Raw genomic sequence first — 15,006 nt, forward strand, 5'->3', positions numbered from 1 at the left:
ATATTTGCAGCGTTAATGGAAACTGAGAAAACCATAAAAGTTTCCATTAAGATTTTTGAATGATTTATAAAATCAATTAAATCAAGTGCTTATGAAAACAAAATGGACCTTAGATTCTAGCCAATCAGATGTTTTATTGAAAATGAGACAATCGCGAACTTCTTATTTGGGGGGAACTGCAAATAAATTTGATGGGTATGTGAATATTGAAGACAATGAAATTGAAGATGCTTCTGTAGAATTTTCATTGGATATCAATAACAAAAATGAAAGTTTCCAATCTATAGATGCTTATTTGCAGCTTCAAGATTTTTTTGAAGAAGATGAGCATCCAATTATCAGTTTCAAATCGACATCATTTCAAAAAGTAAATCAGAATATCAATTTCTTCAAAGGAGATTTAACGATAAAAGATATTACGAGAGTAGTTGAATTGGACGCAGAATTTTTAGGCGAGAATATTTACAACGGAGAAAAGAAAGTAGCTTTTGAAATTAAAGGGAATATCAAACGCGAAGACTTTGGTTTAGATTTCAGCTCTTTCAATCATTCTTCTGGTGCAGCTTTAGGTAAGGACATCAAACTTATAGCAAATTTAGAATTTAGCATATAAATCTTACTAAAATAATAAATTAATGTAAAATTATTACAAATAAATCGGAAACTATTTTTTTGATTTTAGTTTCCAAAGTATATTTGTAAGGCAATTCGAGAATTTAAAATGAAAGAGAAGATAATAGCAAAAGCAAGCGAATTGTTTTTAAAGCTTGGTTTTAAAAGTGTTACAATGGATGATATTGCAGGAGAAATGTGTATTTCGAAAAAAACGATTTACAAATATTTCTGCAATAAGGAAGTTTTGATTGAAGAAAGCACTTCACTGGTTCATAGTCAAGTTCACGAGATTATGGACACCATTATAGCAAAGAATTATAATGCAATTCATGAAAATTTTGAGATCAGAGAAATGTTTCGTGACATGTTTAAGAACAATATTGATACTTCTCCAATTTATCAGTTAAAAAAACATTATCCGGAGATTTATCAGAACATTCTATCGTACGAAATTGATCAGTGTACCCAGCTTTTTAGAGATAATATAGAAAAAGGAATTCGAGAAGGTCTTTATAGAAGTGATTTAAACATAGAGATTTATGTTAAATTTTATTACACTCTAGTTTTTCATATAAACGAAAATACGGTTTCTGAAAGTGAAGCGCAAAGAATAGAATTAGAAGCCTTGGAGTATCATACTCGTGCCATGGCAACTGAAAAAGGAGTAGAGGAATTAGAAAAGCAATTAAAAAAAATTAATAATTAATTATCCAAATTGTCGTCATTTTTCTGGGAGAGTTGTAAAAGATAAAATGACGATGCCATCTCAAATATTTAAATAAATAGTAACTACTTATGAAAAGAATCTTTCTTATAGTTTTGTGTACAATAGGCTTGTCTGCCGTCGCACAAACCACTACTTTAACTCTGAAAGACGCAGTCAATTATGCGCTTCAAAATAAAGCGGATGCTAAAAAAGCAAAACTTCAGGTTGAAAATAGTGAGTATCAAATTCAAGAAGTGCGTTCGAGAGCTTTACCGCAAATTAGCGCAAACGGAAATCTGACTTATAATCCAGTAATTCAAACCACAGTTATCGATGGAGCGGCTTTTGGTGCGCCAGGAACTACAATTCAAGCAGCTTTTGGTCAAAAATGGTCTTCAACTGCTGGACTTTCTTTAACTCAGGCAATTTTTGATCAATCTGTTTTTACAGGATTGAGAGCAGCAAAATCTACTCGCGAATTTTATCAAATCAATGATCAATTGACAGAAGAGCAAGTTATTGAGAGAGTTGCAAACAATTACTATTCTGTTTACGTACAACAAGAAAGACTTATTTTGTTAGATAGCAATTATGTAAATACTACAAAAGTTCGTGATATCGTACAAGGGCAGTTTGATAATGGTCTGGCTAAAAAAATTGACTTAGATCGTATTATCGTGAAAATGTCTAATATAGACACAGAGCGTCAGCAGATTAAAAATCAAATTGAATTGCAAGAAAATGCATTGAAGTTCTATATGGGTATGCCAATTGAAACTCAAATCGTATTACCAAAAGAAGAATTTGAAGTCGTTCCTGCAGCTTTAACAGAAGAGCCAAATATTGAAAACAGAACAGAATACTTATTATTGAAAAAACAAGAAGAATTGTTAGTATTCAATAAAAAAGCAGTTGAAGCAGGATATTATCCAACGCTTTCATTGTCTGCTGGCTACAATTATTTTGGGCAAGGTCCAGAAATGCCTTGGTTTGCAAAACCAGAAAAAGGAGTTTACTGGTCAGATTTCTCTGCAGTTGCTTTAAACTTACACGTGCCAATCTTTACAGGTTTCGGAACTCGTGCTAAAGTGAGACAAGCAGATGTTCAAATCAGAGAACTTCAAGAAGATATTAAAGACACCAAACTTTCTCTTGATTTAGATTATAGAAATGCTATGACTCAGATAAAAAACAATCTGGTTACTATTGAGAATCAGAGAGAAAATATGCGTTTGGCTGGTGAAATTTTAAGCAATACCAAAAACAATTACCTTCAAGGTTTAGCCTCTTTAACCGATTTGCTAGACGCAGAAAATGCATCGCTTGAAGCTCAAAATAACTTTACAAGAGCAGTTTTAAATTATAAAATTGCCGAAATATCTCTAATCAAATCGAAAGGCGAACTAAAATCTCTTACTAAATAACAAATTATTACAATGAAGAAAATAATTATAACAATCGTAATCATAGTCGTGGCTTTTGTCGGGATTAACTACATTTTAAATAAAAACAAAGCAGAAAACGAAGGCAAAACTGCAATTGTGGCTGAAAAGAATGCAGCGGTTTCTGTAAAAGTAGCAACAGTAAAAACAGAAGATGTTAACTTAGGTTTTACTGCAAACGGAAACTTTGCACCGATTCAAGAATTGACTTTCTCTGCTGAGAAATCTGGAAAAGTAATTAGTGTTTTAGTTAAAGAAGGTGACTATGTAAGAGTAGGACAGACTCTTTTAACAGTAAGAGGTGACGTTATCAACGTAAATGCTCAAGCAGCTGAAGCAGCGTATCAAAATGCAAAATCGGATTATGCTAGATATGAAAATGCTTTTAAAACTGGCGGTGTTACAAAACAGCAATTAGATCAGGCAAAATTGGCTTTGACAAATGCTCAATCTAACTATACTCAAGCTAAAATCAATGTTGGTGATACAAGAGTAAAAGCGCCAATTAACGGATACATCAATAAAAAATATATCGAACCAGGTTCTATTTTAGCTGGAATGCCTGCAACTGCTTTATTTGATATTGTAAATGTTTCGAAATTAAAATTGACAGTTACCGTAAACGAAAGCCAAGTGGCTAGTTTAAAATTAGGAAACCCTGTTGAAATTACTGCAAGTGTTTATCCTGATAAAACTTTCTCTGGTAAAATTACTTTCATCGCTGCAAAAGCAGATGCTTCTTTAAATTTCCCTGTTGAAATCGAAATTACAAACAACGCTAACAACGACCTAAAAGCAGGTATGTATGGAACGGCAAACTTTGGTGCTAAAAACCAAAAGCAAAACTTAAAAGTGGTTCCAAGAAATGCATTTGTTGGAAGTGTGAGCAGCAACGAAATCTTTGTTGTAGAAAACAATGTTGCTAAATTGAAAAAAGTTGTAGCTGGAAGAATTTTAGGAGATAAAGTTGAAATTATCAACGGTTTGAATGACGGAGAAGTTGTAATCATTACAGGACAAATCAACTTACAAGACGGAAATAAAGTAGAAATTATTAAGTAATAGTTAATTAGTTATTAGTACAAAGTACCTAGTCCTTAGAATTAGCCAAAAACTAACCGCTAGGGACTAAAAACTAAGGACTTAATAAAATAAAAAAATATATGAAATTAGCCGAAATATCCATTAAACGTCCGTCGTTGGTAATTGTATTGTTTACAATTCTGACATTAGGTGGATTGTTCAGTTACAGCCAATTGGGCTACGAGCTGATCCCAAAATTCGAAACCAACGTAATTACGGTTTCAACTGTATATCCTGGAGCTTCTCCGAGTGAGGTTGAAAACACGGTTACTAAGAAAATTGAGGACGCGATTGCTTCCTTAGAAAATATCAAGAAAATCGATTCGAAATCTTACGAATCTCTTTCTGTAGTATCGATCACATTACTTTCTACTGCCAATGTAGATATTTCGATGAACGATGCGCAACGTAAAATTAATGCGATTTTAAGTGATCTTCCAGACGATGCAGATCCGCCGTCCTTGACTAAATTCTCTTTGAGTGATTTACCAATTATGACGCTTGGCGCGAATGGAAAAATGGACGAAGCAGCGTTTTACGATTTGATCGATAAAAAGATTGCTCCAGTTTTGTCTCGTGTACAAGGGGTGGCGCAGGTAAATATTATTGGTGGTCAAGAGCGTGAGATTCAAGTAAACTTGGATGCTGTTAAAATGCAAGGTTACGGACTTTCTGTTCCTCAAGTACAGCAAACTATTTTGACATCAAACTTGGATTTCCCAACAGGAAATATCCAAACTAGAAATCAAAAAATCTTAATCCGTTTAGCGGGTAAATATAAGAACGTTGACGAATTAAGAAACTTAGTAGTTTCTTCTCAAAACGGAATTCAAATTCGTTTAGGAGATATTGCTGATGTTCAGGATACACAAAAAATCGCGGAGAAAATTGCGCGTGTTGATCAGAAAAGTGCGATCGTACTTCAAATTGTAAAACAATCAGATGCGAATGCCGTTGCGGTAAGTGAGCAGTTGATTAAAACAATTAAAACATTAGAGAACGATTACAAATCGGCTCAATTGAAATTAGAAGTGGCAAAAGACAGTACAGTCTTTACTCTTGAAGCAGCAGATTCTGTTGTACATGACTTGTTAATTGCGGTTATTCTGGTAGCATTTGTAATGTTGTTCTTCTTGCACAGTATTAGAAACTCATTGATCGTAATGGTATCTATTCCAGCATCTTTGATCGCAACATTTATCGGAATCTATTTATTAGGCTATACGCTTAACTTAATGTCTTTACTTGGTTTATCTCTTGTTGTTGGTATTCTTGTGGATGACGCGATTGTGGTATTGGAGAACATTTACCGACACATGGAAATGGGTAAAAGCCGAATTCGTGCTGCTTATGACGGAACTGCCGAAATTGGTGCAACTGTAACTTCGATTACATTAGTAATTGTGGTGGTGTTCTTGCCAATTGCAATGAGTACAGGATTAGTATCGAACATTATTACACAATTCTGTGTTACGGTAATTATCTCTACAATGTTCTCATTATTGGCTTCATTTACAATTATTCCATGGTTGTCTTCTCGTTTTGGAAAACTAGAGCATATTGAAGGTAAAAACCTTTTCGGAAAAATCATTCTTGGATTCGAAAGTTACTTAACTCGTTTTACAAACTGGGTATCAAACTTACTAAACTGGTGTTTAGATCACTATATCAAAACAATGGTGGCTATCATTGTCATGTTCTTTGGAACGATCTTCTGGTTAATGGGAGGCGGATACATTGGAGGAGAGTTCTTCGCATCATCTGATAGTGGGGAGTTCTTAGTACAAATCGAGATGCCAAAAGACGCATCATTAGAGCAGACTAACTTTATGACGCAAAAGGCAGAAGCTTTCTTAAAAGGAGAAAAATACGTTTTCAGCCAGATTACAACTGTAGGACAAACCAGTGAAGGTTTAGGAGCTGCTCAGGCAACGGCTTACAAAGCTGAGATCGACGTAAAAATGATCGAACAAAAAGATCGTACAGATGACGCGAATGTTTATGCTGCAAAAGTAAAACGTAAACTAGAAAAAGTTTTAGTTGGAGCTAAAGTTAAAACGGTACCGGTAGGTATCTTAGGAACTGCTGAAGATGCAACTTTAGGTTTGATCGTAACAGGTCCAAACGTAGAAAGCGCGATGAAATTTGCAAAAATGGCAGAAGCTGAATTACGTACCATTCCTGGAACAACTGAGATTAAATTAACAGTTGAGGACGGAAACCCTGAGATCAACGTTCAAGTTGATAGAGATAAAATGGCTGCTTTAGGATTAACGCTTCAAACAGTTGGTTTAACCATGCAGACTGCTTATAGTGGTAACACTGACGGTAAATTTAGAGCTGGTGAATACGAATATGATATCAACATCAAATACAACGAATTTGATAGAAAAAATATCACAGACGTTAGTAACTTGATTTTCATAAACAATGCAGGTCAGCAGATTAAATTAAACCAATTCGCTACCATTACTGAAGGTTCTGGACCAAGTAAATTAGAGCGTAGAGATAAAACTGCTTCTGTAACGGTACAAGGTCAGAACGTTGGGGTACCAGCAGGAACAATTGTACAGCAATGGCAGGAAAAACTGGATAAATTGCAAAAACCAACTGGAGTTAACTACATCTGGGGTGGTGACCAAGAGAACCAATCTGAAGGTTTTGGTACTTTAGGAATTGCATTATTAGCCGCTATTATTTTGGTTTACCTTGTAATGGTTGGTCTTTATGATAGTTTCGTTCACCCGTTTGTGGTATTGTTTGCAATTCCGCTTTCGTTCATTGGGGTTTTATTTGCATTGGCGTTGACAAACAATACATTGAATATTTTTACTATCTTAGGGGTCATCATGTTGATTGGTCTGGTGTGTAAGAATGCGATCATGCTTGTCGATTATACCAATCAGCGAAGAGCTGCTGGTGAGTCTATCAGAACAGCTTTGATTCAGGCAAACCACGCGCGTTTACGTCCGATCTTGATGACAACAATTGCGATGGTATTCGGTATGTTCCCAATTGCATTAGCATCTGGAGCAGGAGCTGAGTGGAAAAATGGATTAGCATGGGTAATCATCGGAGGTTTGATTTCATCATTATTCCTTACTTTGATTGTTGTACCAGTAATCTATGAAATTATGGAGAAAATTATCCGTAAGTTCTCTAAAGGAGAAAAAATCGATTACGAAGCTGAAATGCATGCCGATTATGAGCATACAGAATTAAGCGAAGACGGTTTTAATCCGAAACATACACATTAATAGTTTTAATTTTCAATAGAAATTCCGAACCCGAATTCGGAATTTCAAACAAAAATCCCAGATTCCTTAAATTGGAATTTGGGATTTTTCGTTTATTTGTACTTCATTTTTAAAATGTATTATGCTACAAAAAGATAAGTCTGCAGCGATTGGGTTTATTTTCATAACCATGTTAATAGACATTACAGGATGGGGAATTATTATTCCCGTAATTCCAAAATTAATAGAAGAACTCATTCATGGAGACATCAGCGAAGCCGCAAAAATAGGTGGCTGGTTAACTTTCGCGTATGCGATAACTCAGTTTGTATTTGCCCCTGTAATTGGAAATTTAAGTGATAAATTCGGAAGAAGGCCAATTATATTAATCTCGCTTTTCGGATTTTCATTAGATTATATTTTATTAGCATTTTCGCCAACTATAATCTGGCTTTTTATAGGAAGAATTATTGCTGGAGTTACGGGTGCAAGTATTACAACAGCATCAGCCTATATTGCCGATGTAAGTACGCCTGAAAACCGAGCTAAGAACTTTGGGTTAGTTGGAGCTGCTTTTGGATTGGGATTTATCATTGGACCTGTTATTGGCGGACTTTTAGGTCAATATGGATCAAGAGTTCCGTTTTATGCCGCAGCGGTTTTATGTATGCTGAATTTTCTTTACGGATTTTTTATTTTACCAGAATCACTTAAAAAAGAAAACAGAAGAGAGTTTGATTGGAAACGCGCCAACCCGATCGGCGCAATTCTAGGATTAAGAAAACACCCAACATTAATCGGATTAATAGCCGCAATATTTCTGTTGTATGTAGGTTCTCACGCCGTTCAAAGCAACTGGAGCTTCTTCACCATCTATCAATTTAATTGGGATGAAAGAATGATCGGAATCTCATTAGGAATAATCGGTTTATTGGTTGGAGTTGTACAAGGCGGATTAGTTCGTTACATCAATCCGAAAATAGGAAACGAGAAAAGCATTTATATAGGTCTGGCCTTATATACAATCGGAATGCTGTTATTTGCTTTTGCAACAGAAAGCTGGATGATGTTTGTTTTTTTAATTCCGTACTGTCTTGGAGGAATTGCCGGTCCAGCCTTACAATCCGTTGTGGCAAGTAAAGTAGCACCAAGCGAACAAGGAGAAATTCAAGGAACTCTGACCAGTTTAATGAGCGCTTCTTCAATCATTGGTCCGCCCATGATGGCCAATACCTTTTACTTTTTCACTCATGAAGATGCACCTTTCAAATTTGCAGGAGCATCTTTTATTTTGGGTGGAGTTTTAATGCTGTTGAGTACGGTTGTAGCTTATTTTTCGTTGAAAAAGCATTCGGTTTCAAAAACAGAAATTGTAGAACAAGAAATAGAATAAATAGTAAAGCCTTCAACAAGAAGGCTTTTTATTTGGAATTTGGATTTAAAAAATTGGAATTTCCTTTTATTTAAGATACACGTAATGATTAAAATAATCAATAATCGCTTTTCCTTCCAATAAAACATCGGCGCCGATTATGCCATGAACAGGTTTAGCTTTAAAAGATTCTAAAGCTTCATTTACATGCGAAAGATCAAAAATAACGATACTGAAATTTTTGCTTTTCCAGCTTCCTAACTGCAGTTTGTTTTCAGACGAAATCTGTGTAGTCATTCCAGTTCCTCCAGCTCCAGAAGCTTTTGTTTTAGAGTTTTTTGCAGAAAGTTCAAAACGCTCAATCGACTCAAAACCCACACAAGTATTGGATGCGCCCGTATCTAAAATGAAAATTCCAGAAATGCCATTAATCTTGGCTTTAATCTGCAAATGCTGTGTTTTGGTAATTTTAAACTTTATTTTTTTGTACTTCTCTATTTTGAGAATTTTGTGAAGATTTTCCATTTATCCCTGTTCTTAAATATCAAAAATAAAGCAATTACACCCAAAAAACTAATGATATAGAAGATATAATTTGAAGATTTCTCTGGTGCTTCTAGAGTTCCATAATACACAAAAGCGCTCCAATAATAGGGTGGTTTTTTCGCATTCGGAATATTTTCATCTTTTAAAAATGCTCTCTTCGCGTTTGCTGTTGCATGTACAAAAGAAGAATTGTGTTTTATTTCTTTATAAAAATAATCCATGAGAACGGAAGCTGTATAATCATTCACATTCCATAAAGAAAACAAAAGATTCTGCGCGCCTGCAAACTGAAAACCTCTTGCTACGCTCATGGCACCTTCGGCTTTAAACAATTTTCCAATTCCTGTTTCGCAGGCACTCAAAACAACCAAATCGGGTTGGAGTTGTAAATTATATAACTCAGAATATAAGATTTCCTGATCAGAAAACTTAATGCTAGCAGGAGTTTCCAAATCTCCTGCCGAAGCGTGTGTACTTAAATGAATAACCGATTTTCCAACGGCATTATTTTTAAAATTAGAAAAAGTTGCCTTTTCATTTTCAAAACACTGACCATCAAAATTATGCCTAATCGACTCTAATTCATTCTTAGAAAAACGCAGTTCATAATTAGTGTTTTCGAAAATTGGAAAAATTCCTATAACGGATTTTTTTCCTTTCGAAAGCGAAATAGAATTCAAATAAAATTCGGCCGAATTATTGTATGCCACATCAAAATCGTTCAATAAATAATGCATTTTAGCAAAATTGGTTGTCTCTGATGTTGTCGTTATTAAAGCTTCGAAAGGAAGAAAACCTAAAATCCCATCTGGAATTATAACAAGATTTTTGTGGTGATTAGGTTTTGGAATTTTAAGTTCTTTGTAAATTTTATTCCCAAAACGGTTATAATTTTTAGGATCATTTGCGACTGTCTTTGCGTCGTTAAAATAATTAATAAAGCCAACTATTTTAGTAAATCCTGTACCTTCTAATGAAATTGTATAAAGTTTAATCTTTCTGTTTTCAATAGTAAAATTATAAATAGAATGCGATCCAAAAAAGTATTCGACCAATATCGCTTTATCTTTTTCTAATTTCTCATAAAGTTGTTGCAAATCAAAATTAGTTTGAGATTTTGCATTGTTTTTAGTGGTTTTTGATTTTAGCAATAACATCAATTCGTTTTGCTTTTTTATAGCTTCATTTATTTTAGAAATGTCCGCCAATTCCAATTTTTGCTGCTCTTTTAGAATTGTCGTATTCCAATTTTGCATTTGCTGTAAAATCAGTTTTTGTTCTCTCGAAAGGGACGATGTATTCGAAAGATGATTTTTTAAAACAACCGATTTTGTTTTCTCCGAAAGTAAAAAAGCACTTTCCAGATAACTCGTTTTTTTCTCTTTTTGATAAAGCGAATAATAGATCTCGATGCACTTTTCAGTTCGATTTCGGTTTCTGATTTGGGTTACGATTTTAGAATTTTCATAGATCAAAAGTGTCTGTAATAACTCTTCAATATGAAATGAAAGAGCAAAACTTTTCAAAGCATCTTGGGGTTTATTTTCTGCTAAATAAATTTCTGATTGTAAATCTAAAGCATCCAATAAAACGGTTTCTGCATAAAGCGAATTCTGATTTGGAAGTATATTTTTCGAGTTGTAATTTGGAATCAAAGTCCTAAAAACAGCTGAAATATTCTGATTCGCTTCGGTAATTTTTCCTTGCTTAAAATTCAAAAAAGCAGTTTCATAATACAATTGCGCTATTTTGCGCGGTTCTTTGACCGTTTTCTGAAATTCGATATTCGCTTTCGCTAAAAATACTGAAGCCGATTCCAGATCGTTTTGCTCCATTTTTAGTTTGGCTAAATTTCGGTACGCATTCGCTAAAGTTTCACTTTGAGATTTATCTTTTTTCAATAAAGAAATTGCTTTTAAAAAAGAGTTTTCGGCATTCTTTACATTATATTTTACAACAAAACCAACATTCGTTAATAAATAATTAGCCCCTAAATTATTGTATAAAATGCCTTTTTGAGTAGGAGAAAGCTTTTCAGTTTGAAGTGTTTTTTCAATTAAATCAATAGCTTTTTCAACATTTCCAGTGTTTTGATAAACGTTGGATAAATTGAGAATCGCCGAAATTTTCTGCGTTTCGTTTTTTTCTTTGCTGGCAATAAAATAATATTGTTTGATGCTATTTTCGGCATTTTCATAATCGCCCAAAACCGTATATAAATTGCCCAAAGGTTTAAGGCAATATTCAGTTATATCGTAGTTTTTTAATTTATTCTTCTGATAAATCATCCAAGCTTTTTCATAGCTTTTTACCGCATCTAAAGTCTGCCCAAACTGATTTTCATAATAAGCCTTATTGCAATTAAGAATTACAATTGCCAGTAATTCGTCTTTAGTTTTCGGTTTGGCACTTTTCCAAAAAACACTTTCTGTATTTCTCAAATTTTGTAACGCTTCCGCGGAAGGTTTTGCAGTAAAACTATCAATCGCATTGTAGATTTTTTCTTCCTGACTTTGGCTGAAACCATTTATTGTCAAGAGGAAAAATATTAAACCATATAAGCGATATAAGTTCATATTAAAGTTGTTTTTTTATTTCGCAGAGATTCCCAAAGGATTTCCACAAAGTTTCGCCGAGATTTTTTGCCACGAATTAGCACAAATTAAATTAGTGAAAATTAGCGAAATTCGTGGCAAAACTTTAGCCAAAGAGTATAAAAAATCATTCTAATCCTTTTAATCTGTGGCAAAAAACTTTGTGTGTCTCTGCGTAACCAATCAAAACTTCCAAATCCCATAAAGCTGAATATAATTAAAATTCTGTTCGAAATTCATCACATAACGCGCGCCCAGACTCGGACCAATTCGGGCAAAACCAGCCGTTAGATCAAATAGAAGCCCCGCTTTATAATCGGTAAACGTGTTTTTTATTTTGTTTGAACTGGTTTCGGTGCTAATCAAGAAATTTTCCTTGTCGCCTTCGTAAGTATCCACCTGAATTGTTTGATTTTGTTCAGACGATACATTGACATTCGCCTGAATTCCTGCGCCAATTCCGATATAATTATTAATGTTATATCGAATCAAAATCGGAATCTCCCAATTGATATTTTTGTTTTCGGTTGAAGTTGTCGTACGCACCAATTGACGCGTTCCGTTGGCATTGGTGTTAAAGGCATCAACAACAGTTACAGCACTATTATATTGGTTTAAAGCATTTTCCCACTCTACCTGCCAGTAAAAACGATAGGATTTAAAAGGCGAAAGCGTCGCGCCCACAAAATAGCTCGTAGATTTATCTAAATCTGGATAAATATTATAACCTGCTTTGGCGCCAATCGAAATTCCTGGCAAGAATCTTGTCGTGGCATAATTGGTTATAATAGGTTCGTTTTTGTCAAAGATAATTGCTGTTCGGCTTCTGGTTTTTACTTTATGGAAATCCTCGCCAAACTTCATCGAATATTTGACAAAGCCTTTGGTGGAATCTTTTTCATGCACATTTTTTTGTTCTGTTCCTGGCAGATAAATGTTTTTGAAAGTGAAAATAATCTGCTTTTGTTTGATAATCGTATCGAGACAGCTCACAGTTGGTTCTTCGCCTTTTGGGCAAATCGGACATTCTGGATACATGCTTTCGATCTGAAATGTCTTTTTATCAAACATATCGGGAATATCTGTTTCTAAACGGATTTTTCGCGCCGGACCTTCACCATTATTTTGAAAACGAGTTTTGAAATTTACTCTTTTAAAACGCACCAATCTGTAATTCATAAAACTTCCGTTGGATCCCATTTTGTTTGGATCGTGAGAAGTTACAATTTCCATTTCCAGATTTTTCACCTTATGATTTTTATAGCTTCGATTCGGTACAAAAATACCGCGCATGGTAACTGTTGCACTCGTATCTTTTATCATTTCAGGAGTCGTTTTAAAAGTGTAAAAAACATTTCGCGTTTCTCCAGGATTGGCCTCATCAAATTCTAAAATAGAAACATTATGATAGGTTTTATTCGCATCTAGAAGCGAAGCATCCAAATCTTCTTCTGTTGTGGTATTGCGGTATTTTTTAGTTTTGAAATTCCCTTCGGCGGAAGCCAAAAAAGCATTCGAATCGTTGAGATCGTCAGTCGAAGCGACCAATTTTTCTTGAACTTCACGTTCGCCCGCATACGTTCTAAAATCGCTTAATTCGAAATTGTTGTGTTTGAATTGCTTTTCATTATAAAACAAATAAAGCTTTCCGCTCGAAACATAATTTTCGAGATTTTGGTAACTCACTACAACTACCATTTCCTGATCTGGAATTGGATCGCAGTTTTTAATAATCGCAAAACCGTTTTGGTCTGCAATAGAAGCAATGTCTTTATAATTGGTATCGGTAATATCGTTTACAGCAACTTTTTTAGGCCGTGTTGCAGGCGGTTTTCCGTTGTCATAATTATTCGTTACGGCAAGTCTTGTCGTGTAAGTGCCTTTCTTTTTATAAACGTGTTTCGGCTCGGCTTCTTTGCTGTAATGCCCGTCGCCAAGTTCCCATAAATACGAATAACTTGGTTTTGGCGCACCCGCAATCGGAATCAAAGGCGGTGTTTCGGGTTTAAAAATAACCTGATTTCCGTTTTGAGTAAAACCGATATTGGCTCTTCGGGTTATGGTGTCTTTTACTTTGGTTTGACCTATTGCAAGAATAGAAAATAGAATAAAGAAAATAGACAGTTGTGGTTTCATAACGAGATAGTTTTGGGCTTTAAAATCTTCAGAATCAATTTTAAAACAAGATTAAATGTAAAAAAAAGTGATGAGCAAATCATCACTTTCTCTTAAAAAAGCATTTGTAAGTTACTGTATGGCATTTATTGCAGCAACCAATTGAGCTTCTGTACCGACTGTTGTTTCGGCCAATGTAAAGGTGTAAACGGCATTTGCAGTTGTTGTTACTCCTTTTATTGCATAACGCCAGTTTCCATTATCTTCCGTTGCAAAAATGATATGGCAAGCTAAACCAACTGGAATTTGTCCGTAATGTTCGCTAAACAATCCTTCGGCAGTATAAGTGTCCAATTTGGCAAGAGCGTTTGTGCCTTCTCCATCATAAGAAAGATATACGGCGCTGTTTGTGTTGTTGTAGCCGTCTGGAACATCAACCAGAATAGTTGTTTTTGGTCTCGGGTCGTTGTAAAAACGGTCAACATTAGTCCATCCAAAGTTTCCGAATGTTACATAATAATTGTTTCCTTCGCCTTGTACGCCGCCTTTACCATCACCATTTGCATTGGCTTCTCTCCAAGCCAGTTCACCATCTTCATCTATAACTCCAGTCCATAAAGTCATTAAGTTGTCATATCCGTCAGTTAGCGCCGTTGGAACAATCATGCTCAACGAACAAGAAGTTTGCAATTCGACTCCCCCCTGAGTTGCTTTGATGAAGAATTCTCCTCCAGAAATTAAAAGATTTTTCTTTCCGTCGGGCATAATTCCCATTGTTGGTTTATTGGTAACCAGCATATTTCCCTTGTCAAAAAGTTCAATGTATTCTATATCGACTTGACCTGTAACCGGATTTCCGTTTTTGGTCAAACAATCTCCATTAATGTAAAGCTTTACACCCTTTGCTGAGGTTAGCGTTACAACGCCATTTCCCGCTGTCATCGTAAAATTTTGTGTATTTCTTTTTACTCCTTTTTCACTAATGCTTTTAAAAGCTCCAGCAGTTGGTGGCGAAAGTTTGATGTCATCTCCGTCGGTATTATCGCAGCTTGCAAAAGAGATCAGTAATAAAAGTGAAAGTCCGATTGTTTTAAAATTTGTTTTCATAATTTCTAGTTTTTATAAATCTGGCTTGATTGTTATCAAGTGGTTTTTCAGATTTTGGTTGTTATATTTATTTGTAAATCAATTTGGGTTTGATTTTGTTACCCTTTGTTTTGAATTTTTTTTAAAAGGCTTTTATAGTGTTATATCAATTAGACTGAAAAATTGTTACCCCATTAATGCTCATTTTTTT

General features: G+C 34.7%; 10 protein-coding genes. 6 read left to right on the plus strand and 4 right to left on the minus strand.

Annotation, left to right across the window (positions count from 1 at the left end; translation table 11 throughout):
* The first annotated feature begins 91 nt into the window (after positions 1-91).
* From AC3E9W_RS03630 to AC3E9W_RS03655, 6 genes are all read left to right on the plus strand, one after another.
* On the plus strand, positions 92-613 hold the full coding sequence (locus AC3E9W_RS03630) for a YceI family protein (RefSeq protein WP_306154648.1): 522 nt from the start codon (positions 92-94) through the stop codon (positions 611-613).
* Positions 614-721: 108 nt separating this feature from the next.
* Positions 722-1,321: a TetR/AcrR family transcriptional regulator gene (locus tag AC3E9W_RS03635; protein ID WP_306154650.1), complete on the plus strand. Its 600-nt coding sequence runs from the start codon at positions 722-724 to the stop codon at positions 1,319-1,321.
* 89 nt (positions 1,322-1,410) lie between these two features.
* The gene (locus AC3E9W_RS03640; RefSeq protein WP_306154652.1) at positions 1,411-2,745 is read left to right on the plus strand and encodes a TolC family protein; all 1,335 of its coding nucleotides are present in this window, start codon (positions 1,411-1,413) and stop codon (positions 2,743-2,745) included.
* A 12-nt stretch (positions 2,746-2,757) separates the two neighbouring features.
* On the plus strand, positions 2,758-3,825 hold the full coding sequence (locus AC3E9W_RS03645) for an efflux RND transporter periplasmic adaptor subunit (protein ID WP_488766923.1): 1,068 nt from the start codon (positions 2,758-2,760) through the stop codon (positions 3,823-3,825).
* Between the two features lie 101 nt (positions 3,826-3,926).
* Positions 3,927-7,103, plus strand: a complete 3,177-nt coding sequence (locus tag AC3E9W_RS03650; protein ID WP_488766925.1) for an efflux RND transporter permease subunit — start codon at positions 3,927-3,929, stop codon at positions 7,101-7,103.
* A 121-nt stretch (positions 7,104-7,224) separates the two neighbouring features.
* Positions 7,225-8,475, plus strand: a complete 1,251-nt coding sequence (locus AC3E9W_RS03655) for a TCR/Tet family MFS transporter (protein WP_488766927.1) — start codon at positions 7,225-7,227, stop codon at positions 8,473-8,475.
* Between the two features lie 66 nt (positions 8,476-8,541).
* Here the strand turns inward: AC3E9W_RS03655 and AC3E9W_RS03660 are convergent, their stop codons facing one another.
* The 4 genes from AC3E9W_RS03660 to AC3E9W_RS03675 form a co-directional block, all read right to left on the minus strand.
* Entirely contained in the window at positions 8,542-8,979 is a 438-nt protein-coding gene (locus AC3E9W_RS03660) for a retropepsin-like aspartic protease (protein WP_306154660.1), read from the minus strand.
* On the minus strand, positions 8,949-11,576 hold the full coding sequence (locus AC3E9W_RS03665; RefSeq protein ID WP_488766930.1) for a CHAT domain-containing protein: 2,628 nt from the start codon (positions 11,574-11,576) through the stop codon (positions 8,949-8,951). Before AC3E9W_RS03665 ends, AC3E9W_RS03660 begins: the two co-directional genes overlap by 31 nt.
* A gap of 201 nt (positions 11,577-11,777) precedes the next feature.
* Positions 11,778-13,730, minus strand: coding sequence for a PKD domain-containing protein (locus AC3E9W_RS03670; RefSeq protein WP_488766932.1), 1,953 nt, complete (start codon positions 13,728-13,730; stop codon positions 11,778-11,780).
* A gap of 111 nt (positions 13,731-13,841) precedes the next feature.
* Positions 13,842-14,816: a hypothetical protein gene (locus AC3E9W_RS03675; protein WP_488766934.1), complete on the minus strand. Its 975-nt coding sequence runs from the start codon at positions 14,814-14,816 to the stop codon at positions 13,842-13,844.
* Positions 14,817-15,006: the final 190 nt, after the last annotated feature.

This window comes from Flavobacterium sp. 38 (assembly GCF_057799715.1).

Excerpts from the sequence above, each read along its gene's own strand:
- AC3E9W_RS03650 (WP_488766925.1), top strand. The coding sequence starts at position 3,927 with ATGAAATTAGCCGAAATATCCATTAAACGTCCGTCGTTGGTAATTGTA.
- AC3E9W_RS03635 (WP_306154650.1), top strand. The coding sequence starts at position 722 with ATGAAAGAGAAGATAATAGCAAAAGCAAGCGAATTGTTTTTAAAGCTT.
- AC3E9W_RS03630 (WP_306154648.1), top strand. The coding sequence starts at position 92 with ATGAAAACAAAATGGACCTTAGATTCTAGCCAATCAGATGTTTTATTG.
- AC3E9W_RS03665 (WP_488766930.1), bottom strand. The coding sequence starts at position 11,576 with ATGAACTTATATCGCTTATATGGTTTAATATTTTTCCTCTTGACAATA.
- AC3E9W_RS03670 (WP_488766932.1), bottom strand. The coding sequence starts at position 13,730 with ATGAAACCACAACTGTCTATTTTCTTTATTCTATTTTCTATTCTTGCA.
- AC3E9W_RS03660 (WP_306154660.1), bottom strand. The coding sequence starts at position 8,979 with ATGGAAAATCTTCACAAAATTCTCAAAATAGAGAAGTACAAAAAAATA.
- AC3E9W_RS03655 (WP_488766927.1), top strand. The coding sequence starts at position 7,225 with ATGCTACAAAAAGATAAGTCTGCAGCGATTGGGTTTATTTTCATAACC.
- AC3E9W_RS03640 (WP_306154652.1), top strand. The coding sequence starts at position 1,411 with ATGAAAAGAATCTTTCTTATAGTTTTGTGTACAATAGGCTTGTCTGCC.
- AC3E9W_RS03675 (WP_488766934.1), bottom strand. The coding sequence starts at position 14,816 with ATGAAAACAAATTTTAAAACAATCGGACTTTCACTTTTATTACTGATC.
- AC3E9W_RS03645 (WP_488766923.1), top strand. The coding sequence starts at position 2,758 with ATGAAGAAAATAATTATAACAATCGTAATCATAGTCGTGGCTTTTGTC.